We start from the raw sequence: 19,305 nt of genomic DNA on the forward strand, positions 1-19,305 counted from the left end.
CGACGTATTGCCGAGTGATTTGTCGAGCAGCTTTATTGTCTGAAATTGAGCGATCGCGTCAGATTCTAAACCTGAGCGCGATCTCTTGTATTGCTTTTCCCAACCTGGCATCAAGCGCCCGGTTTTCGAGCGACCCAATATTTGCTGAACAGGTGAATCTCGGTATCAATCTCCGTGAAGCCCGCCTGCGTCAAGCGATCGCTCAAATTGTCATAGGTGTAGTCTCGATAAAACGGTTCATGAAATAGCTCGGGAAAATTGATCATGATTGGCTCTAACTCCGGCGTATCAATTCTCTGAATCGAGTCACAGATAATGAACGTGCCGCCAGGCTTAGTCACCCGATAAGCCTCATCAATCACTTGCTGCCGCACCGGCCCCGGCAACTCATGAAACAGGAACACACACACCAGGGCGTCAAAAAAGTCGTCACGGTAGGGCATATCCTCTGCTTGCCCCTGCACGAGTTGCGGCAAGGTGCCAGGGGTTTCTGACAGCAGCTGATTGGCTTTACGCAAATATGCTGGCGACAGATCAATCCCAAACAGCGAAGCATCGGGCAACACTTGGCGCACCATCCTCAGAGTACGAGCTGTGCCACAAGCGACATCAAGCAGTTTGGGCTGTACCCGTTGCAGCGATTGTGTATCAGATGACGATGTTGGCGTTGTCGATGCCGACAGGGCAGCTTTGAGTGGCTTCAGAATCCGCCGCCGCATTGCGTCAGTCACCCCGCCAAACAGCAACTCCACCTGCGTGTCATACAGGTTGGCCGAAAGATCACTCAAATATCCATTGGTCTGGTTATGAAAGTTGCGACGGTAGTAGCTGGGATAGAGCGTCGTATCAATCTCTGGGTCAAATGCCGCAGTCTGCTTGTCTTCGGCGCGATCCCAGATAGCGGGAAGATCTAACCAGATCGCAGGATAGTACTGAAAAAAGTCCTGCCAGGGGTTGTCAAACAATAAAGACTTGTCGTAAATTCCCGCTTCGGCATCTTGCCAATCGGTTTCAATCAGCGCTTGACGACGGCGGTCAATGTCGGCCAAAAATTCCGGGGTGATGGATTTCAGCTCAAATTTAATGTTGGGACGCAGCCATAATCGCAGTTGAGTCGCGATCGCTTTATGGCCCAAGCCAAAGTAATTTTTACCCTCTTGAAAGGCTTGATAGGCCAGCTTAGTCAAAGTGTCAGGCATTGGCAGCAACGCAGAATTGGAGTCAAAAACAGAACGAATATTATGAATTGTAACGAATACACCTTGCCGCTACCGAAGCGAGAATATTTTTCTTCCCAAAAAAGAAAAGGCCGCCCGCAGGCGACCTTTTAACCACAGATTCACAGAGGGAGTTGAACGCTCTGTTGCAACTTAGATTGCGACCTTAGCAATCGTAGTAGAGAGACAACTCGTAGGGATGAGGCCGCAACCGCATGGGGTTAACCTCATTATCGAGCTTGTACTCAATCCAGTTTTGGATGAAGTCTTCAGTAAAGACACCACCGGAGATCAAGAACTCGTGATCTTCCTCAAGCGCTTTCAACGCATCCAACAAAGAACCAGGCGTTGAAGGAATCTTCGCCAGTTCTTCAGGGCTGAGGTCATAGATGTCCACATCGAGGGGATCACCGGGATCAATCTGGTTCTTAATGCCGTCAATACCGGCACAAAGCATGGCAGCAAAGGCCAAGTAGGGGTTGGAGGTTGCATCAGGGCAACGAAACTCCAGACGCTTTGCTTTCGGGTTATCCCCAGAGAGCGGAATCCGCACCGAAGCCGAGCGGTTGCCCTGAGAATAAGCCAGGTTCACCGGAGCCTCAAAACCAGGCACCAAACGCTTGTAAGAGTTGGTCGTCGGGTTTGTGAAAGCGAGCAATGCCGGGGCGTGCTTCAGAATGCCGCCGATGTACCACAGAGCAGTTTGGCTCAAGCCCGCGTACTTATCACCGGCCATCATGGGCTGCCCATCTTTCCAGATGGACTGGTGAGTGTGCATCCCAGAACCGTTGTCATTGAACAAAGGCTTGGGCATGAAGGTGACCGTCTTGCCGTACTTCTTGGCGACGTTCTTGATGCAGTACTTGTAGATCATCAACCAGTCAGCCGCTTGAATCAGCTCACCAAACTTGATCCCCAGTTCACACTGTCCACCTGTCGCTACTTCGTGGTGATGCTTCTCAATGGGTACACCTAAGCTGGCCATGGTCAGCAGCATTTCGCTGCGCATGTCTTGGGAAGTATCAGTCGGCGCAACAGGGAAGTAACCTTCTTTGTAACGAGGCTTGTAACCCAGGTTGCCGCCTTCTTCCTCACGGCCCGTGTTCCAGCGACCTTCAACGCTATCGACGTAGTAATAAGCGGAATGCTCGTTTTGGTCGAAGCGAACGTCATCAAAAATGAAGAACTCAGCTTCTGGACCAAAGAAAGCAGTATCACCAATGCCACTCGATTTGAGGTAGTCGATCGCCTTAGTTGCCACCGCCCGAGGACAACGCTCATACAGCGCCCCAGTCCGCGGCTCCTTGATGGTGCAGATCATGCTCAAGGTCGGTTCCGCATAGAAGGGATCGATCCAAGCGGTGTCTGGATCGGGCACCATCATCATGTCGGACTCGTTAATGGCTTTCCACCCCCGAATACTGGAACCGTCGAAAGCGACGCCATCGGTGAAGCTATCAGCATCAATCTGGCTGACGTGTAGGGTCAAGTGCTGCCAGATGCCCGGCAAATCGATAAATTTCAGGTCGACTAATTGGATATTTTCATCCTGAATTTTTTTCAAGATGTCTTCAGCGGTCGCCATGTATTACTCCTTATACTGTCTAAGTCCGCAAGGGCAACTCGTATTCATTGGCTAGTACAGTAGACACCACGTTTTAAGAAGCGGCAAGGACTGCTGATTGCACAATGCAGTCACTGTTGATCCTCTCAATGGCCAATGCACTTAAATTTCTAAGATGTCCGCGAACCAAGCCTTAAGTTGTCTGACTCATCCTATGGATAGGGATTCGCGTCTTTTGTATCAGTTTTTACGAAAGCTGAAACCCATTGCTCAGACGAATATTCAATTGCCGCTTTCGGCTTGCATTGACTGGCAAGCCGCACCCATTTGCCGCCAACACACCGGCAAATAAAGCCTTGACACACTCATTTTTGTAGAAGGTTCCCCTTGCTGTCGAGCAGCCGCATATTGCGAAATGTATCTGAATGTAACAATCACCTGGGGGTTTCTTCGTCTTTCTCATTGGAGTCACCTGCGCTCTCAGGTCGCGTGATAGACTGGCTTCTGGATTGCTCAAGAGTCGATGAGCCAAGCTTTTCGGTGATTTTTAGCTGAGTGGTTCAAGGGAAATTTTTTTCCTGAAAATGCTGGTTTAGATTTGGCATTTTTTCTCATACGCGCGATCGCAATTCCGGTGCGACTGGGCTGGAATTTTTAAGACTGATTGGGAGAAGAACGTACATGCGGGATGCCGTAACGACATTAATCCGAAATTACGATTCGAGAGGCCGCTATTTGGATCAACTGGCCCTCGATTCTCTGAAAGGCTATTTTGATACTGGCTTGGCGCGGGTGCAGGTGGCGACCATGATCAGCGCTAAAGCCGCTGAAATTGTGAAAGCAGCCGCGAGTCAACTGTTTGAGACCGTGCCGGAACTGATTCGCCCCGGTGGCAATGCGTATACCACTCGTCGGTATGCTGCCTGTCTGCGCGATATGGACTACTACTTGCGCTATAGCAGCTACGCGCTGGTTGCCGGCAACGAAAATGTGCTGGATGAGCGGGTGCTGCAAGGTCTGCGCGAAACTTACAACTCCCTGGGGGTGCCCATTGCGCCCACGGTGGTCGGCATTCAAATCATGAAAGATATGGTCAAGGCCAAGGCAGCAGAAGCGGGGATGGAAGATACCAGCTTTGTTGACCAGCCGTTTGACCATATTCTGCGCGAGCTCAGCGAAGTGAGCGTTTAATTCGATTTTTACTATTCCACTTGAGAAACTGGAATGTGGGGTGCCTAACGGTGCCCCTTTTTTTTGCTGATTGATTCGCCGAGGGCTGCATGGTTTACGCTGCCGGTCTGGATTTTGGAACATCTGGCGCTCGCTTAGTGGTCATGGATGAGGCCCAGCGGCTGCTCACCGAGGTGCGAGTTGAGTTTGCGGAGACTGACCGATCGTGGGATGTGACGTGGTTGCAGGCGCTAGAGGCGTTGTTGAGGCAGGTAGAGCCGGGGGTGCGATCGCAACTCGACGCGATCGCCATCAACGGTACTTCGGCCACGGTCTTACTCTGTGACGATCACGGACAGCCGGTGACGGCACCTCTGTTATATAACGACGATTGCGGCCAGGCTTGCATCTCCCAAGTCGCGTCTGTCGCTCCCGCTGGCAGTCCTGCCCGCAGTGCCACCTCCAGTCTGGTCAAGTTGCTGTGGTGGGGCGCGCACTTATCCGCAGAGCGCCAGGGACGCGCCCGATATTTTCTGCATCAAGCTGATTGGTTGGCCGCACATCTGCATGGCCATTGGGGGCGCAGTGATTATCACAATGCCTTGAAGCTGGGGTACGACGTGGGAGGACTGGCATATCCGGATTGGTTGCTGCAGTTATTAGAAAGCGAAGGGGGCAGGCAGTGGTTGCCCCAGGTGCAGGCTCCGGGCACCCTCTTCGGGCTAGTGAGCACAGCGGCGAGCGATCGCTATGGCATATCTCGCGACTGCATCGTGATCGCAGGAACCACCGACAGTATTGCCGCCTTTTTGGCCAGTGGAGCGCAGGCACCTGGGGATGCCGTCACGTCCCTTGGCTCAACCCTGGTGATCAAGCTTTTGAGCCACACACGGGTCGAAGACAGTCGCTATGGCATTTATAGCCATCGCTTAGGCGACCTGTGGCTGGTTGGGGGCGCGTCGAATACTGGCGGCGCCGTGTTGCGGCAATATTTCACCGATGAGGAATTGGCGAGTCTCAGTCAGCAAATTGATAGCGATCGCCCGTCACCGCTGGACTACTATCCCCTGCCGCGCCCGGGCGAACGCTTTCCCATCAATGATCCCCAATTGCTGCCGCGCTTGAGCCCACGCCCCGCCGACCCAACGGACTTCTTGCAGGGCTTGTTGGAGGGCATGGCCCGCATCGAGGCGCAGGGGTATGAGCGGTTGATCGCCCTCGGGGCCACACCGCCCACTCGGATTTTTACCGCTGGGGGGGGCGCGCAAAATCCTGCCTGGACGCAGATTCGTCAACGATGGCTGCCCGCGCCAGTCATGACGGCAGGCTCGACGGAGGCGGCGATCGGTACTGCCAAGTTGGCCCTGCAAGGCTATGCTCAGGCCCAAGCAACGGCGGCGATCGAGGGTTCAACCTGAGTCACCCCCACCGCCCGGGAGCGACAGCTGCACGACACAAAAATCCCCTCTGTCGAACCAAACGTCAACAGAGGGGCGATCGCCCACAAGGAGCGGCCGAAATACTGGGACCACCAGGCACGGCAGCCCCAGAGCGAGCCAACTTAATCTAGGTCAAGCTGGTTGCCACGGCGATATTGCAGGTAGGCAGCCACAAACAAACCAGCCAGAGTCACCGGAATGAGGCCCAATACAATTCCACTCAATAGAGGTTCAACCACGCCAAACGGCTCCTTACTAATGACAAGCAATCAAAATTTTGGTGAGATTTTATTATCCCATCCATGCCGAAAAGTACCCAGATTGCAGCCCAAATCTCGGCCAACCACTTAATCTTTCGCAACACAGAAACCTTAAAGGAAGCTGATTGCAGCTGCTTTCTGAGATATCTTTAAGCTATGTTAATAACGAAACGTAATTCTTTGGACGCTTTGGCTGATAACGCACTTAACCCGGATCACTCCAAGCCAGCTTCGGCTACTTCACGCTGGCTGCTGTGGGCGACCGTAGCGATCGCGTGCCTATTGGCTACGTTCTTTGTGGTGCGCCATGTCCAAGCGGCGGCTGATCCCTATGTACAAGAGGTGTTGGCCCTGCAGGGCGATCGCGATCGCGGCCAAGAAATTTTCCAGATGAACTGTGCGGTTTGTCACGGCATTGAGGCCGATGGCGAAGTTGGTCCCAGCCTTTTAGGCGTTTCAGCCCGGAAATCTAAATCCAAACTGATTCAGCAGGTTGTTAGCGGCAACACTCCACCGATGCCCCAGTTTCAACCAGAAGCTAAAGACATGGCCGATCTATTGGAATATTTAGAGCAGCTTTAAGCCGCCGTCATATTGAAGCAAGGGCCTCCAATCAATGCAGGCAAGCCTCAGTATTGATGACTTGAGGCTAAAAGTTAAGTGCAGTTAGGTGTTCTCTAGAAATAAATTCCCCATCGTAGGTTGGTGTCGAGGAACGAGACCCAACATGCTTGAATCCTTGATACTGTTGGGTTTCCTGACGTCAACCGCAACCTACGCCGCACCTTCTTTCAGGTAATTTCTTTTTCAGAGATCTCCTCAGTTGTATTCGCCCCCGACAAAATCGGCCTGAGCATGGTCTGGGGTCGGCCAGTCTTCGTTTTCGCCCCCGACAATCACTTGCTCGATTTCAACATAATCCTTACTGAACTGCTGTAGCGCATTGATCAGCACATCGAGGGCCAAGGCGTCTGAGGTGCCGAGATCAAACCAGCAGCGCGCCCAGAGGCCTTCATATTCCACCGGGCTCATATTGTGCATCAGCGATACCAGCGTGTCATCCGCTTGGGAGTCGTCGTAGTGCATGTAGCTGATTTCGAGTCCGGTATCTTGCACTTGCAGATTTTCGGCATTAAAGCCACCAAGTTTGCCTAAGAAAAACCAGGAATTCAAAATTTCATCAATATATTGCTGCTCCATGGAGGAGGGGACGGTGGAAAACTGGATCCAAATCCAAAGGTTAAAAAAGTCACATTCGCGGAATTGGATTTGCATACTGGGCTATCACTCCTTCATCAACAGTCTTTCATCAACAATGCGCTATGGACCCAGACTAGGACTCAAGCAGCTGCAAACTGCTGGGCAGCAGGGGGGCCACCCAAAGTCCGAGTTCCGCCTCTGAATAATGCGATCGCATTTGCTGCACGATGCCCTCAGCGGCAGCTTGGCTAGCAGTCAGGGTAAAGAGGGTAGGGCCAGAACCCGACATCAGCGTCCCCAGCCCGCCACAGCTGGCGAGGGTAGTTTTCATCGCTTTGACATCGGGGTGGGCGGGCAACACAACCTTCTCTAAGTCGTTATAAAGATGTTGACCAATCGCGGGCCCATCTTGGTGAGCGATCGCCGCCATCATCGGACTGGCATGGAGCTGGGCTTTGCGGGTTTGGCTAGCAGTCGCCACATCTAAATAATTATCGGCAAAGGCTTGGCGATAGCTTTTATACGCCCAAGGCGTGGAAACCGACAACGTGGGTGATTTAGCCAAGACTACATATAAGCCGTCGAGGCCATGCAGCGTATCGATTTGTTCGCCGCGCCCCGTGGCGATCGCGGTGCCCCCAGCAATGCAAAAGGGAATGTCAGAGCCGAGTTCAGCGGCCAGAGTTTGCAGCTCGATCTGGGTGAGGCCCAGCTGCCACAGCATATCGAGCCCCACGAGAACGGCAGCTGCATTAGCGGAGCCCCCCGCGAGTCCGGCCCCAACGGGAATATTTTTCTGGATGGTAATTTCGACGCCGCCTTGCTGCGTCATTACTTTGGGGAACCGCTGGTGCAGCAGGGCTGCTGCCCGATAGGCCAGGTTGCTGGCGTCGCTGGGCACCTCGGGATGGTCGCACCGCAAGCGAATTTCGTGAGCCCCCAGGCGACGGACGGTCACTCGGTCAGCCAAGCCTACACTCTGCATCACCATCACGAGTTCGTGATAGCCGTCGGGGCGATCGCCCACGATCTCCAGGTACAGATTAATTTTGGCCGCAGCCGAGAGGGAATAAGAATCCATAGCGTCTTCCATAAACCAGGCCGCGCGCCCTAACCGTTGTTAGCGACCAGAGCGGTGCCCCTCAGGGTGAATATCCTTCCTCAAGCATCTTATTACTCAACGCTACCCAATCGGTGACGCTCAAGTCTTCGGCGCGGACATTATCGGCAATGTTCAGAGTCGTGAAAAATTCCAGGAGCCGCGATCGCTCAATCAAGGGCGACAAATTATTCCGCAGCATTTTGCGCTTGCTGCCAAAGCCTAACTTCAGCAAGCGTTCTAACAAAGCGGCATCGATCGCGACATCGGGAAAGGGACGGGGTCGCAGACGAATCACTGCCGACATCACTTTGGGGGGCGGCTGAAACGCCTTGGGCGGCACGGGGCAAATGATTTCGCACTCTGCCAGGTATTGCACTTTGACGGTGAGGCTCCCGGCCGCTTTTGATCCCGGCGCGGCACAAAGGCGATCGGCAATTTCTTGCTGCACCAGCAGCACAATCGAGCTCAACGGGTGGGGATTGGGATGCGAGATCGTCCCCAAGAGCTTTTCGAGAATCGGGCCGGTAATGTAATACGGGATGTTGGCAACCACCTTATTGGGAAAATCACCCGCCATTGCCGTAGCAATCTGTTCCCAGTTGAGTTGCAGAATATCGCCCTCAAGGAGCTGAAAATTTTGGGCAGCGGCGAATTGCGATCGCAAGCGCTCAGACAAATCTCGATCAATTTCGACCGCGAGTAGCTCCGCGACGTGGGGCAGCATTCGCTGGGTCAAAATTCCTGTACCGGGGCCAATTTCGAGGATGCGATCGCTCCCTTGCAGTTCTGCCGCCGCGATGATGTTAGCCAACACCGCTTCGCTCTTTAGCCAGTGCTGACCAAAGCGTTTGCGCGTTTTTGCTGAAAAAGTCATGCCGTCGCCCAGGCTCAGAGTTAGGTAGGGCTTCATCCTACCCCATGCTCAGAGCGGGTTTTCTCAATGCACCGCGACCAGAGGGACCAGCGCATCGTCTGACCCGATCACAGCCGCGAATAGATGCATGAATGGGGGGATCGCGGGGGAAGCGCCGGTCAGCCAACGAGATGGGCATAAAAAGTAAGCATCGCTTTCGACAGCCATACTGGGTCCCTTCAGCCCCCTATACTGTGAAACAGGAAGGGATATTGGCGCAGCGAGTCCTCGGCTTTTGGTCGGTGATTCATCAGTGATCTAGGCGTCCAATTTTCGCAAAGAAATGTCTCATAGATAACAAGTGTGGTGTAGTGAACAACATTTTCTGAGGCGCCTTGTTACATTAAATACCCAACTTTAGGAACTGCTCGCTTCTCGCCGTGTGTATCCGCTATGCAACAGAGCCATTCTCTAGATTTCAAGCTCGTTCAGCGGGTGTGTCTACTTCAGCAAGCGCTTGACCAAGCCTTAGATTCCCTAGATGAATTAACCGCACAAGTACAAGACAAATATTGGGTTGAGACTCAGCTCGCTAGCACTGAGAAGTACGCCAACGTTCAGCAGCAAGCGATTAACCATCTCAAGCAGCAACTGGCACAATTTACGGAAATCCAGGATCACCTATTGGGGGTGATGGGGTTTCGGCTCAATGAACTGATTGATCAGCAGCAGCAAGGGTTTGATCAGCTCAATCTGCAATTTCAACAAAGTCATACCGAACTGCAAACCTATCTGCAATACCTCACCCAACAGCAGCAAGCGGGCTCCATGCTGCCCAAAGATGCCGATGCGTACTATCGATCGCTAGAAGAAGAGGTGATGGTGGCGCGATCGATGGCGGTGCATCTGAGTCAGTATTTAGGCTTAGCCAAACAACATCTTGATCACCTCAATACTGATTTGGATAATCACCATCTCAATCTCGGGCACATTATCCAGACCATTCAAGCGATGATTGCTGAGCTGGCAAAATTTGATCAAACACCTACTAGGCCGCAGCCACAGGCAGTGCAACCCCACCAGACCTTGACGGAGGTATCGGATAAGCGATCGCCTGCCGACCTCGACACTGCCGACCCACCGGATATCGAGGCGTTGCAAGCCACTGTGCGCCGACAAGCCGCCCGCATCCAAGAGTTGCAGGGGGCACTCGCAGCCCATGTTGATCAGGAAACCCGACTGCGCCAGCGGTGCCAAAAAGTAGCCGTAGAGCGCGATTACTATTACCGCCAGCTCCAACAGCAAGCATCGGCTTCTAAGGCCAAGATCGAGCCCTTGCCGTCGGCGCCCACATCATCATGCCCCTCTCCTCAAGCCGATTCTGACTTGCCCAGAATTCCTCAACGCCGCCCGCGATCGCGGCCTTCTCAGCCCATTCAACCCTTGCGCTTGCCAGAAGAGCTTTAGTGCTGCGATCGCTTTGCCCAGACAGGCATCGTCGTCAGTCGAGGAGAATCGCCACTCGCGCTAACCCAGGCGTCAGGTCAAGCGAGCTGGGCGCAAGTATTTGACATCGCCAAGCCATCGCTGTGCTTGTCGTTGATGCTAAGGGTCATCCAAATAAATGACCGTTAAATGACCGTTCGACGACTGGATTGTGTCACTCTCTGATGGGAAAAAATGGCCCACCTCGGAGAGTGATTTTTGAGAGGCCGAGTCGTGAACGGATATTTTCAGGTTTTTGGGAACTCACGTTGAAGTGAGTCACAAACCAGACCAATTTCTGGGAGGACGCCAAGAGGACGCCAAAATGCAAAAGGTCGCAGTCTTTGGGAATGCAGGGGCTGGAAAATCCACCTTGAGTCAAAAACTGGCCGACATCACCGGGTTGCCGTGGGTGCCCCTCGATGCCATTAAATATCAACCCGGTGGGGCCGCACTGCCCCCCCATGAATTCAAAGCCGCTCACGATGAATTGCTCCAGCAAGATCAGTGGATTATCGACGGTTTTGGCTCTCTTGACACCGTGTGGCAACGGTTGGCAGCGGCCGATACCCTGGTGTATCTCGACCTGCCCGTGGGGCGACATTATTGGTGGGTGACGAAACGATTTTTGCAAAGTGCTTGGTCACCGCCTGCGGGCTGGCCCGAACACAGCCCATTACTCAAGGGGACGCTGAATGCTTACTACACCGTGTGGCTGTGTCACACCAAACTGACACCGAGATATCGCGACTATGTGGAGCAGGCAAAGGGTGGCAAGTCGGTTTACCATTTGCGATCGCCCCAAGCCATCCAGCAGTTCTATGAGGAGATCGCGGAACAACCAGCCAGCTATGCTCCCAAGCAAGAACCATGACACCACCGACTAAATTTTGAAACAACATCAGCCAATGTCACCTTTACCGCAGCGAGCAACGAGCCAGTCATACAGGCCGGTCTAGCAACCCGATCGCACACATCTCATCAACAAATCACTATTCAATCGGTTGACAAAACTCAACTTAGCATTCGCGCTTTTCTCACGGGGCTTGGGTAATCTCACAGAGATAGTTGACATCGTTAACAGCGCATCCGCATGAGTTACCAATCTCTGATGAGCCTTTTTCTGGGTAGCCTGACCGTGAGTGGGGCGATCGCGCCAGCCGCTTGGGCTCAAATTTCTGACTCCCGTCCGGCGATCGCCCAAGCCACGGGCACCGCTAGCGACTTAAACATTCCCGCGCGCTTGCATGTGGAGTATCAGAACTTTGCCGGAGATGGCGAAGGCTATGGCCGATTAGAGGGCTTGATTCCCCTGGGGCAAACGCCCGGGCAGTCGCTGACCTTTTTTAATCCCCAAGTGGTTTGGGATGCAACCTACGGCACTGTCGGCGGTGGGCTGACGGTCGGCCACCGCTGGCTGCAGGACGACACCATTTTCGGCGGATATGTCAGCTATGACCTGCGCCAGACCGATGACAGCACCTTTAACCAAATTGGGCTGGGCCTGGAAGCCTTTGGCGATAGCTGGGATGTGCACTTGAACGGCTATTTGCCTGTGGGCGATACCCGTCAGCAGGTAGGCACGACGGGGGGCACCGCCAACCAGGTAACCGATGCCTTTTTTCAAGGCAACAATCTGGTGCTGCAACTGGGTGGACAAGTCATCGATGAGTATGAGGCCGCGCTAGGCGGGCTAGATTTAGAAGGCGGCATCCAGCTCACCGAGTTTGCCAATGGCGGCGACCTGCGGGGCTATGGCGGTCTGTATTATCTGGCGGGCAACAGCAGCGACAGCGTAGTGGGGGGCCGGGTGCGACTCGCCGCCCGCCCGACGCCCTTTTTTAACCTGGGGCTAGGACTCCAGAGCGATGGTTTGTTTGGTACGCGGGTGCTGTTTTCTGTCGGGGCTACTTTTCCCGGCTATGGGGCCAGCACGCCCCCGCCAACGGCATCGACTGAGGAAGAAGCGCGATCGCCCCTTTGGGCCAGAGCCGGCGAGTCGATCACCCGCAACAACACGATTTGGGTTGATCAGCAGGTTGAGGTAGTCGGGGTGCCCACCCGAACGGAAGTGGCCGTCAATCCGGCAACGGGCCAACCTTACGTATTTCTCCACGTGATTCCGGATGGGGGCGACCCCAATACTGGCGACGGGACTATTGCCAGTCCTTTCACCACCTTGGGCACGGCGGGCGGCGCAGTGACCACGGCTTTGGGCACGGTCAACGCGGGCAATATTGTCTACGTCCGTCCTGGCGACACCGCTACCAATCCCCTCGCGGCGTTCACCATTCCCGGAGAGGTGCAGGTACTATCCACCGCGTTGGCCCGAACGTTGACCATCAGCACCTCGCTGGGCACGCAGTCGGTGCTGCTACCGGAGTCTGGCACGGGTACGCGCCCGCTGGTGGATGGGGGTGGGGGAGCCTTTGCCGTATCGATGACGGGGGGCAACAACGTGCTGGATGGCTTTAGTCTGCGCAATGCCGCCGATACGCTGCTCATTGATGGGGCAGCGGGCGCGATCGCCCGCAATAACCTCTTAACGCAATCCACAAACACGGGCATTTCGATCACCAATGGTTCGTCGAATGTCCTCATCGACCAGAACGATATCTCCCAGGCGGCAAACCTGGGCATCTTGGTGAGCAATGACTCCAGCGGTGTCACGCTGCAAAACAACACGATCGCCACCACGGGGGATGCCGCCATTGTTACCGAGGGCGACAACACGACGATTCAGAGCAATCGCTTGGCTGATGTCGGTCTCGGCATCATTGCGACGGGTAATGCGGGGCTCACCATCCGCAGCAATACCCTCACCAGCGTGGGGACGAATGCCCTGCGAGCAGGCACCGCTGCCCCCGCCGCCATTACCATCTCTAATGCCACGGGCACGATCGCCATTGATGGCAACACCATCACCAATGTGAGTGGGGTGACGCCGCTCATTGTCCCGGCAACTCTGCAAGCCTGGGCCACCGAAGCGGGGGGAATTTTCATTGGTAGCGATACCACAACGGGTGACTCGCTGGCGGTGTCGATTACCAACAACACGATTACCGACACGCGGGCGACCTCAGCCAGTGGCGATGCGATCGCGGTGGCCTTTGCCAACCTAGCGGGCGGCACTGCCGCGACCCCCACCGCCACCGTCACTATCTCCGGCAACACGGTGAGCAATATCGGCACGGTGGAAGCAGGGCAGCGCCGGGGTGACGGCATCCGCATCGGCCTTGAAGAAGACAGCGTCATCAGCAACTTGAGCATTACCAACAACACCCTGACTGGCCTTGCTGACGATGGTCTCGACCTCAGCCTCGGCCTATTAGAAGCGGCGACAGTTCCGGGAATCGACGCGAGCAATGCCCAAATCCAGGCGGCGACCATTAGCGGCAATCAAGTATCCGATGTGGCAGGCGACGGTGCGATCGTGCGCGTCACGGGCAGCAATAGCCGCGCCATTTTATCGGTGCAAAATAACAACCTGAATGCCGAACAGTTTGATGCAGCGGTGGCCGATACCGCTGCCCCGCTTTCCACTACCCTGTGCCTGGAACTGTCCGGCAATACCAGCACTGCAACACCAGGCTTTAACCTGACCACTGCTGGAGTTTTCGCGATCGTCGATCTCGCTAATTTAGCCGCAAATAATACTGGTACCGTTAACTTCACGCCAGGGGTAGGCGCTTTCACCAATCTCCCCAGCCTGAATAACTGTCCTTAAAGTTGACCTGACCGCCCAGGGATTCACGCTCAAGGGTGGATGCTGAACCGAGCCAATAATCGCGATCTCCCCAGGCCAGTCAGCAGTCAACGTTTAGCACCAGGCGATCGCTGTATGATTCGCTCATGAATCAATCGATTTTTAGCGCGGTTACCGACGGGCAAAAAACGATGGCAAAAACCACTGCACCTTATTGGAATCCTTTGCAAGCAAATCATGCCGACCAGTGGACTGCGATCGAGGGCAGCAACGGCCTAATTGAGCAGTTGTTTCTCGCTGTCGATGAAGTCACCGGCGACTTTACCCGGTTAACTCGTTTTAAGGCCGGGGCCGATACGTCAGAGTTTGGGCCACAGATCCACGACTTTCCCGAAGAGATTTTTATCGTCTCAGGGGAGCTCTATGACCAAGCCTGCGATCGCTGGCTCACCGCTGGTGATTACGCGAGTCGGCCCCCCGGAGAAGTCCACGGCCCGTTTATCGCCAAAACCGATTGTCTCGTGTTGGACTGTTCTTATCCGAGTCAGGTCATGCCACATGCCGCGGACAGCTGAGCCCCCATCGGCCCCCAGCCGCGATCAGAATCGACGCTGACGACCAACCCCGCAATGGTTGAGGATCATGATTGACGATTTGCCCTGATAGACCGGGAGCCCTGCCATGAGCACTAGCCTAACCAGCGAAATTCAAGCGGCTGAAGCAGCTTTGAGAGAAGCCATGATGACCTCCAATGTGCCCCACCTCGATCACCTGCTGGCGGATAACTTGGTGTTTACCAACCATCTGGGGCAAGTCATGACCAAACAGGCCGATCTGGAGGCCCACCGTTCAGGGGCGATCGCCATCCACCAGCTAGATCTGTCAGATCAGCAGATCACCCTCCTGGGTCAGGTGGCGGTCGTCACCGTAGCGGCTGACATCAGCGGCACCTTTGCCGCGCAACCTTTTGCCACAACGTTACGATTCACCCGAGTTTGGCAAGCTCAGGCCCCAGGCCGATGGCAAGTTAGAATCGCCCAAGCAACGGCTGTTGTTCATCCTGCATAACTCACTGTGAAACGATTCCATATTGCGATCGCCACCCCCAACATCACTGCCACCGTCCAAGACTACACCCAACGATTGGCAGCAGCGCCAGTGCTGGTCGTGCCTGGAGAATACGCCCTGTGGCGCACCGAGACGCTGAATTTTTCCGTCCGTCAGGACTCGACTTGCCCACCCGGAACGCTGCGACATCTCGGTTGGGAAGACGATGACGCCCCAACCTTCACCGCCGCCACTGACTGTAATGGTCTGCTGTGGGAGCAGTTTGCCGCGCACCACCAAGCCGCCGAAATCCACGAAATTTGGCCGGGCACCTCATACCTGACTGAGCCGCCGACCGCATAATCAGGCAGCCCCTGGCGGCCTCCGACAAAACACGTAAATCACATCATCGAGAAGGTCGATTTGGCTGAGGCGCTTGGGTAAACTAAGCCTGAATTTTGGCCCACTGGGACGAGGAATATTGCATGGCTTACGAAACTGAGTTGGCGATCGCACAAAAAGCGGTGATGGCCGCCGCCCAACTTTGCGAAACGGTACGCCGCGACATGGTGCCCGAAGCCATGGAAAAGCAAGACAAAAGTCCCGTCACCGTCGCCGACTATGGCTCTCAGGCGATTATTTGTAAGGCATTAAGCGAGGCGTTTCCCGGTGATCCCGTGGTCGGGGAAGAAGATGCCGCCGAACTCAAGCAGCCAGAAATGCGAGATCGCCTCCAGCAAGTGACCCAGTTCGTCAAGGGCGTGATGGGCACCGTCACCCCAGAAGATGTGACCCAATGGATTGACCACGGCAATGGCACCCCCGCCAAACGCTTTTGGACTCTCGACCCCATCGATGGCACCAAAGGCTTTTTGCGCGGTGACCAATATGCGATCGCCCTCGCCCTGATCGAAGACGGTGATCTCAAAGTCGGCATTCTCGGCTGCCCGGCGCTGGATTTGGGCTACGGCTCCACTGGCCTGCTGTTTACCGCCGTGCGGGGCGAGGGCACCTATATGCAGCCCATTGCGGGGGGTGACGCCAAGCAAGTCAAAGTCGTGCAACCCGGCGACGCCGAGCGACTCCGCTTTGTCGAGAGTGTGGAAGCCAGCCACGGCAACCAGTCGGAGCAAGAAGCCGTCGCCAAAGCCGTCGGCATTACCCAAGCTTCGGTGCGCATGGATAGCCAGGCCAAATATGGCGCCGTCGCCGCTGGCGAAGCCGCCCTCTATCTGCGTCTGCCCTCGCCCAAATATCCCGACTATCGCGAAAAGATTTGGGATCATGCCGCTGGGGCGATCGTGGTCGAAGAAGCCGGGGGGAAAGTTACTGACATGTATGGCAAGCCGCTCGATTTCTATTCCGCAGCGAAGATGAACGATAACCGGGGCGTGGTCGTCAGCAACGGCACTATTCACGCTGAGGTGATGTCGGCACTGCAGGCTAGTTAGGCCGTTCCAAGAGACTGTCCCCTAATAGAGGGATTAACAGGGGACGGTTCCCTAACAGGCCATCCGCAACCATCGGATGAACGAATAGGGGACCGTCCCCTTACAACCAGGAAACCATCCCCGTTGATGTCCGAGATTGCTGGATGGGCGATCGCCGTAACGGCGTGCATGAGAGCAATTACAGAACCACTAAATCGGCGCGCGATCGCGGCATCACTTCATCATTCTCATCAAACTGGCTGCTAAACCCCGTCACCTCAACCCATTGACCCACGGTTAAATTCGCCAGCGCTTCCGGGTCAATCTCAGTAGACTTAGCAATATAGATTTGAATTTCGCCCGTCTCATCTTGCAGCCAGAGGCGATCGCCGTAGGGGGCATCGGCTTTCAAGGGTCGACTAATCTGTCCCTTTACAGTCACAATCTGACCATCTAAGACCTGCCCTGCCTGGGCCGTTGAGGCCACCAGCGGCGAAATCGGCAACAGTGGGCGCTGACTGCGCACCCAATCAGTTAATCGCAGCATCTGCTGACCGTGACCATCATTAACCAGTTCACCCGTCACCTGAACCGTGTCGCCCACATGTAGCGGTGTCGGCTCCTGAGTGGTCACATAAATGCCACCCGTCACATCTTGAATCGCAAAGCCCGCGTCCAGATTTGCTGAGCCAAATGCGCCACTGGGCACCGTCACTCGGCCAGTCACCGTCACCGCAGCCCCCTCTGGCAGATGCCGCGCCTGATGAATAAAACAGGTTTGCGGAAAGGCGATCGCGCCAGACATGGCTCCCAGCCACAGGGCCACAACCAGCAGTCCAAAGATGAGCCAACGTTTTCCCGCTGACGTCATTTCAACCCATTGCCGTGCTGCCATAACTCACTTCACAGTGAACTCGGTGATCAGAATCACTGTATACCGAGGACGCTGACAGTCTCAGCGGCATTGAGAAAGACCTTAACAATAGAACTGACTGCGATCGAGCACAATTTCGCCGTGGTTGGGCATCCACGCAATCCAGGTCGTTGGGGATTCTGGCAGCAATAGCTGAGCCTTGTGCAACGGCGGACCCTGGGGCGCTTGAGTCAGCGTCACCCAATCACCGCGCCGGGGAGCGAGTGTGCAGTGCACGTAGCGGCGCGGGCGATCGCTCGCCAGCTGAGGCTGCAGCACACAACCGGGAAAATGAGTCAAAGGAGACATAGCAGTCACCAACAATTGGGGCGAAGCGGTGAGAGCATTCCTAAAACGTATCGAGGAATACAAATCAACCGACTTGTATATAACCTTACATCACAATGCGGCCTGGCACCGATGCGGGCTGCTTTTGGTACCAGATGTCATTCCCGTAGCGGCAACCCGGCTCAATCTTGACACCACAACGGCGATCGCCGCCCTCAGTCAGACCATTAATCGTGATAATGGAAGCGCTGCTCATCCCCAGTGCCATGTCCTCCCCCCCCACGCCCCGTCAAATTTTGGAAACGCTGTTGCCGCCCTTGCGATTGGCAGCGGGCTATGCGCGGCACATTCAAGACAACATCGTTGCCCAACCCGCCAAAGCTGGCCCTAACCCATTTTCAACGGCCCTCACCGATGCCGACCTATCCGTGCAAACGTTTGTCGAAGTGGCGCTGCTCGGCAGTTTTCCCAACCTCCGGTTTTATGGCGAGGAGTTTGAGCAGTCTTACAACACCAAGTATTTTCGCGCGATCGACTTGGGGCCAGCGGGCGATTATCTGGTGACCCTCGATCCCATCGACGGCACGCGCTTTTATATGGATGGCTTTCCCAACTATCAGATTATTTTGACGGTGCTCAATGCCGCTGGCTTTGAGGCGGTGCTGGCGGTGAGTCCGGCGGAAGATCAATATTTTTACGCGCTGCGCGGGCAGGGCACCCGTGTGGGTCAACTGGCCCAAGCCTTAGATGACTGTGAACCGCTCCAGCGCTCACCGAATCAGGCGGTGCTTTTAGGAACGCGCATGGCCCCGCTGAAGGACAAGTTGAGCGATCGCTACACCGTCATCAGCGTGTCAGAAGACTATTCCACTGATCAGCCGATCCCTAATGTGAATGGCATTCTCAAGGGACATCTTGGGGGCGTCATTCTCGCAGCGGGCAAATTTATTGACGGCGCAGCGCTGGCGTTTTTGGCGCAAGAGGCAGGCTGCATAGTCACCGATCATCAGGGCCAGCCTTTGCCCCGGCTGGATGAATGTATCGACTATGCTTGGCCGGGGCTCGCGATCGCCGCCTCCCCCGATATCCACCGCGATTTGCTCACCGCCCTCGAAGGATTTCAGATTCCCTCGGTTTAGGTTTACGGCGGTCGGCTTAGCGATAAGCTAGACACTGCATGATGAAGTTGTCCTGTTGCCATGATTCACCTGAGTCAAAGTGCCATTCGTGAACTCAAACGTCTGGAAGCCAGAGATCCCTACGGCAGTGGTGTCGTGCGCTTAGCCGTATTGCCAGGGGGCTGTGCGGGCCTGGTCTATGATTTGCAGTTTCGTCAGGCGACAAAGGCGACGGATGAAGTCTTGAAAATTGATCAGCTTAAATTTGTGATCGCGGCGGAGCACCTGGCCAGTTGCGACGGGCTCGCGATCGACTACTCCGAAGACTTGATGGGGGGCAACTTCCGCTTTACCAATCCCCTCGCGCAACAAACCTGTGGCTGCGGCGTGTCCTTTAGCTTGGAGGCCACCCCCCATGCCCCCATCCCCGACTGCAGCGAAACCGAAGCGTCCCCCTTTCCGACTAGCCCTGCGTAGGTTCAGCCGTGCAGTCGGGGATGCGAATCATCCATC

Annotated in this window: 21 protein-coding genes; 12 read left to right on the plus strand and 9 right to left on the minus strand. The window is 55.2% G+C overall.

Annotation, left to right across the window (positions count from 1 at the left end; translation table 11 throughout):
• Nucleotides 1-110 precede the first annotated feature (110 nt).
• On the minus strand, nucleotides 111-1,199 hold the full coding sequence (locus DYY88_RS03505; RefSeq protein ID WP_039725578.1) for a class I SAM-dependent methyltransferase: 1,089 nt from the start codon (nucleotides 1,197-1,199) through the stop codon (nucleotides 111-113).
• 184 nt (nucleotides 1,200-1,383) lie between these two features.
• On the minus strand, nucleotides 1,384-2,802 hold the full coding sequence (glnA, locus tag DYY88_RS03510) for a type I glutamate--ammonia ligase (protein ID WP_039725579.1): 1,419 nt from the start codon (nucleotides 2,800-2,802) through the stop codon (nucleotides 1,384-1,386).
• A 660-nt stretch (nucleotides 2,803-3,462) separates the two neighbouring features.
• Here glnA and apcB point away from each other — a divergent pair.
• Both apcB and DYY88_RS03520 read left to right on the plus strand, forming a co-directional pair.
• Nucleotides 3,463-3,972, plus strand: a complete 510-nt coding sequence (gene apcB / locus DYY88_RS03515) for an allophycocyanin subunit beta (protein WP_039725580.1) — start codon at nucleotides 3,463-3,465, stop codon at nucleotides 3,970-3,972.
• Between the two features lie 89 nt (nucleotides 3,973-4,061).
• On the plus strand, nucleotides 4,062-5,369 hold the full coding sequence (locus DYY88_RS03520; protein WP_039725581.1) for an FGGY-family carbohydrate kinase: 1,308 nt from the start codon (nucleotides 4,062-4,064) through the stop codon (nucleotides 5,367-5,369).
• 143 nt (nucleotides 5,370-5,512) lie between these two features.
• Here the strand turns inward: DYY88_RS03520 and petG are convergent, their stop codons facing one another.
• On the minus strand, nucleotides 5,513-5,629 hold the full coding sequence (petG, locus tag DYY88_RS03525; protein ID WP_039729373.1) for a cytochrome b6-f complex subunit V: 117 nt from the start codon (nucleotides 5,627-5,629) through the stop codon (nucleotides 5,513-5,515).
• 210 nt (nucleotides 5,630-5,839) lie between these two features.
• Between petG and DYY88_RS03530 the strand changes: the two genes are divergently transcribed.
• A complete protein-coding gene (locus tag DYY88_RS03530; RefSeq protein ID WP_039729374.1) occupies nucleotides 5,840-6,232 on the plus strand; it encodes a c-type cytochrome in 393 nt (130 codons plus the stop codon).
• A 237-nt stretch (nucleotides 6,233-6,469) separates the two neighbouring features.
• Here the strand turns inward: DYY88_RS03530 and DYY88_RS03535 are convergent, their stop codons facing one another.
• The 3 genes from DYY88_RS03535 to rsmA all read right to left on the minus strand — a co-directional run bounded on the left by DYY88_RS03535 (nucleotide 6,470) and on the right by rsmA (nucleotide 8,862).
• Nucleotides 6,470-6,925 (minus strand): DUF3531 family protein, encoded by a 456-nt coding sequence (locus DYY88_RS03535; RefSeq protein ID WP_039725582.1) that lies wholly within the window; start codon nucleotides 6,923-6,925, stop codon nucleotides 6,470-6,472.
• Nucleotides 6,926-6,983: 58 nt separating this feature from the next.
• Complete coding sequence (gene ispE, locus DYY88_RS03540; RefSeq protein ID WP_084606963.1) at nucleotides 6,984-7,931, minus strand: 4-(cytidine 5'-diphospho)-2-C-methyl-D-erythritol kinase; 948 nt, start codon at nucleotides 7,929-7,931, stop codon at nucleotides 6,984-6,986.
• 61 nt (nucleotides 7,932-7,992) lie between these two features.
• Nucleotides 7,993-8,862: a 16S rRNA (adenine(1518)-N(6)/adenine(1519)-N(6))-dimethyltransferase RsmA gene (gene rsmA / locus DYY88_RS03545; protein ID WP_236146309.1), complete on the minus strand. Its 870-nt coding sequence runs from the start codon at nucleotides 8,860-8,862 to the stop codon at nucleotides 7,993-7,995.
• A 396-nt stretch (nucleotides 8,863-9,258) separates the two neighbouring features.
• On the opposite strand from rsmA, the gene DYY88_RS03550 reads away from it, so the two are divergent.
• From DYY88_RS03550 to DYY88_RS03580, 7 genes are all read left to right on the plus strand, one after another.
• On the plus strand, nucleotides 9,259-10,272 hold the full coding sequence (locus DYY88_RS03550; RefSeq protein ID WP_039725584.1) for a coiled-coil domain-containing protein: 1,014 nt from the start codon (nucleotides 9,259-9,261) through the stop codon (nucleotides 10,270-10,272).
• Nucleotides 10,273-10,615: 343 nt separating this feature from the next.
• Nucleotides 10,616-11,164, plus strand: coding sequence for a P-loop NTPase family protein (locus tag DYY88_RS03555; RefSeq protein ID WP_039729376.1), 549 nt, complete (start codon nucleotides 10,616-10,618; stop codon nucleotides 11,162-11,164).
• Between the two features lie 219 nt (nucleotides 11,165-11,383).
• Nucleotides 11,384-14,017 (plus strand): beta strand repeat-containing protein, encoded by a 2,634-nt coding sequence (locus tag DYY88_RS03560; protein WP_084606964.1) that lies wholly within the window; start codon nucleotides 11,384-11,386, stop codon nucleotides 14,015-14,017.
• A 125-nt stretch (nucleotides 14,018-14,142) separates the two neighbouring features.
• Nucleotides 14,143-14,571 (plus strand): cupin domain-containing protein, encoded by a 429-nt coding sequence (locus DYY88_RS03565; protein WP_236146310.1) that lies wholly within the window; start codon nucleotides 14,143-14,145, stop codon nucleotides 14,569-14,571.
• A gap of 106 nt (nucleotides 14,572-14,677) precedes the next feature.
• Nucleotides 14,678-15,064, plus strand: coding sequence for a nuclear transport factor 2 family protein (locus DYY88_RS03570; RefSeq protein ID WP_039725586.1), 387 nt, complete (start codon nucleotides 14,678-14,680; stop codon nucleotides 15,062-15,064).
• A 6-nt stretch (nucleotides 15,065-15,070) separates the two neighbouring features.
• Nucleotides 15,071-15,406, plus strand: a complete 336-nt coding sequence (locus DYY88_RS03575; protein WP_039725587.1) for a VOC family protein — start codon at nucleotides 15,071-15,073, stop codon at nucleotides 15,404-15,406.
• A gap of 122 nt (nucleotides 15,407-15,528) precedes the next feature.
• Nucleotides 15,529-16,494 carry a 3'(2'),5'-bisphosphate nucleotidase gene (locus DYY88_RS03580; protein WP_039725588.1) on the plus strand — a complete coding sequence of 322 codons (966 nt, stop codon included), beginning with the start codon at nucleotides 15,529-15,531 and terminating at the stop codon, nucleotides 16,492-16,494.
• A gap of 178 nt (nucleotides 16,495-16,672) precedes the next feature.
• On the opposite strand, the gene DYY88_RS03585 is transcribed toward DYY88_RS03580, so the two are convergent.
• From DYY88_RS03585 to DYY88_RS23960, 3 genes are all read right to left on the minus strand, one after another.
• Nucleotides 16,673-17,368 carry a DUF5666 domain-containing protein gene (locus tag DYY88_RS03585; RefSeq protein WP_039725589.1) on the minus strand — a complete coding sequence of 232 codons (696 nt, stop codon included), beginning with the start codon at nucleotides 17,366-17,368 and terminating at the stop codon, nucleotides 16,673-16,675.
• Between the two features lie 81 nt (nucleotides 17,369-17,449).
• Complete coding sequence (locus DYY88_RS03590; protein WP_039725590.1) at nucleotides 17,450-17,695, minus strand: hypothetical protein; 246 nt, start codon at nucleotides 17,693-17,695, stop codon at nucleotides 17,450-17,452.
• 85 nt (nucleotides 17,696-17,780) lie between these two features.
• Nucleotides 17,781-17,930, minus strand: a complete 150-nt coding sequence (locus DYY88_RS23960; RefSeq protein WP_160299507.1) for a hypothetical protein — start codon at nucleotides 17,928-17,930, stop codon at nucleotides 17,781-17,783.
• Between the two features lie 10 nt (nucleotides 17,931-17,940).
• Here DYY88_RS23960 and DYY88_RS03595 point away from each other — a divergent pair, with 10 nt between their 5' ends.
• Together DYY88_RS03595 and DYY88_RS03600 are read left to right on the plus strand one after the other, a co-directional pair.
• Nucleotides 17,941-18,813: an inositol monophosphatase family protein gene (locus DYY88_RS03595; protein ID WP_039725591.1), complete on the plus strand. Its 873-nt coding sequence runs from the start codon at nucleotides 17,941-17,943 to the stop codon at nucleotides 18,811-18,813.
• A gap of 60 nt (nucleotides 18,814-18,873) precedes the next feature.
• Nucleotides 18,874-19,269, plus strand: coding sequence for a HesB/IscA family protein (locus DYY88_RS03600; RefSeq protein ID WP_044151011.1), 396 nt, complete (start codon nucleotides 18,874-18,876; stop codon nucleotides 19,267-19,269).
• Nucleotides 19,270-19,305: the final 36 nt, after the last annotated feature.

This window comes from Leptolyngbya iicbica LK (assembly GCF_004212215.1).
In the GTDB taxonomy this organism is placed as follows: Bacteria; Cyanobacteriota; Cyanobacteriia; order Phormidesmidales; family Phormidesmidaceae; genus Halomicronema; species Halomicronema iicbica.

Bases quoted from the DNA above. Each gene is read 5' to 3' on its own strand.
- DYY88_RS03550 (WP_039725584.1), top strand. From the start codon at position 9,259: ATGCAACAGAGCCATTCTCTAGATTTCAAGCTCGTTCAGCGGGTGTGT.
- DYY88_RS03595 (WP_039725591.1), top strand. From the start codon at position 17,941: ATGTCCTCCCCCCCCACGCCCCGTCAAATTTTGGAAACGCTGTTGCCG.
- DYY88_RS23960 (WP_160299507.1), bottom strand. From the start codon at position 17,930: ATGAGCAGCGCTTCCATTATCACGATTAATGGTCTGACTGAGGGCGGC.
- apcB (WP_039725580.1), top strand. From the start codon at position 3,463: ATGCGGGATGCCGTAACGACATTAATCCGAAATTACGATTCGAGAGGC.
- DYY88_RS03585 (WP_039725589.1), bottom strand. From the start codon at position 17,368: ATGGCAGCACGGCAATGGGTTGAAATGACGTCAGCGGGAAAACGTTGG.
- ispE (WP_084606963.1), bottom strand. From the start codon at position 7,931: ATGGATTCTTATTCCCTCTCGGCTGCGGCCAAAATTAATCTGTACCTG.
- rsmA (WP_236146309.1), bottom strand. From the start codon at position 8,862: ATGAAGCCCTACCTAACTCTGAGCCTGGGCGACGGCATGACTTTTTCA.
- DYY88_RS03560 (WP_084606964.1), top strand. From the start codon at position 11,384: ATGAGTTACCAATCTCTGATGAGCCTTTTTCTGGGTAGCCTGACCGTG.
- DYY88_RS03590 (WP_039725590.1), bottom strand. From the start codon at position 17,695: ATGTCTCCTTTGACTCATTTTCCCGGTTGTGTGCTGCAGCCTCAGCTG.
- DYY88_RS03555 (WP_039729376.1), top strand. From the start codon at position 10,616: ATGCAAAAGGTCGCAGTCTTTGGGAATGCAGGGGCTGGAAAATCCACC.
- DYY88_RS03600 (WP_044151011.1), top strand. From the start codon at position 18,874: ATGATTCACCTGAGTCAAAGTGCCATTCGTGAACTCAAACGTCTGGAA.
- glnA (WP_039725579.1), bottom strand. From the start codon at position 2,802: ATGGCGACCGCTGAAGACATCTTGAAAAAAATTCAGGATGAAAATATC.
- DYY88_RS03505 (WP_039725578.1), bottom strand. From the start codon at position 1,199: ATGCCTGACACTTTGACTAAGCTGGCCTATCAAGCCTTTCAAGAGGGT.
- DYY88_RS03580 (WP_039725588.1), top strand. From the start codon at position 15,529: ATGGCTTACGAAACTGAGTTGGCGATCGCACAAAAAGCGGTGATGGCC.
- DYY88_RS03520 (WP_039725581.1), top strand. From the start codon at position 4,062: ATGGTTTACGCTGCCGGTCTGGATTTTGGAACATCTGGCGCTCGCTTA.
- DYY88_RS03535 (WP_039725582.1), bottom strand. From the start codon at position 6,925: ATGCAAATCCAATTCCGCGAATGTGACTTTTTTAACCTTTGGATTTGG.
- DYY88_RS03565 (WP_236146310.1), top strand. From the start codon at position 14,143: ATGAATCAATCGATTTTTAGCGCGGTTACCGACGGGCAAAAAACGATG.
- DYY88_RS03570 (WP_039725586.1), top strand. From the start codon at position 14,678: ATGAGCACTAGCCTAACCAGCGAAATTCAAGCGGCTGAAGCAGCTTTG.